This window comes from Metapseudomonas phytobenefica (assembly GCF_043392685.1).
In the GTDB taxonomy this organism is placed as follows: domain Bacteria; phylum Pseudomonadota; class Gammaproteobacteria; order Pseudomonadales; family Pseudomonadaceae; genus Metapseudomonas.
Map to the genome: position 1 here is coordinate 1 of NZ_JBHZGM010000100.1, position 557 is coordinate 557.

1 protein-coding gene is annotated in these 557 nt (G+C 68.2%); it reads left to right on the forward strand.

The window, feature by feature from the left end; translation table 11 throughout:
* A partial coding sequence (locus tag ACFW0B_RS25930) for an L-serine ammonia-lyase, iron-sulfur-dependent, subunit alpha (protein ID WP_449151816.1) occupies window positions 1-516 on the forward strand: 516 nt, incomplete at its 5' end.
* Window positions 517-557 lie beyond the last annotated feature (41 nt).

The following is a 557-nucleotide window of genomic DNA, read 5'->3' on the forward strand; positions in this document are numbered from 1 at the left end:
GCGCCCACCAACGGTGCGGCGGGCATCGTCCCGGCGGTGCTGCACTACTACAGCCGCTTCGTGCCCGGCGCCAATGACGACGGCGTCGAGCGATTCCTGCTCACCGCCGCCGCCATCGGCATCCTCTACAAGGAGAACGCTTCCATCTCCGGCGCCGAAGTGGGCTGCCAGGGCGAGGTCGGCGTGGCCTGCTCGATGGCCGCCGGCGCGCTCTGCGAAGTCCTCGGCGGCACCCCGCAGCAGGTGGAGAACGCCGCCGAAATCGGCATGGAGCACAACCTCGGCCTGACCTGCGACCCGGTCGGCGGGCTGGTCCAGGTACCCTGCATCGAGCGCAACGCCATGGGCTCGGTGAAGGCCATCAACGCCGCGCGCATGGCCCTGCGCGGCGACGGCCAGCACTTCATCTCGCTGGACAAGGTGATCCGCACCATGCGCCAGACCGGCGCCGACATGAAGAGCAAGTACAAGGAAACCGCCCGCGGCGGCCTCGCCGTGAACATCATCGAATGCTGATGCTTTTTCTCCCCTCTCCCTTTGGGAGAGGGCTCGGGGGT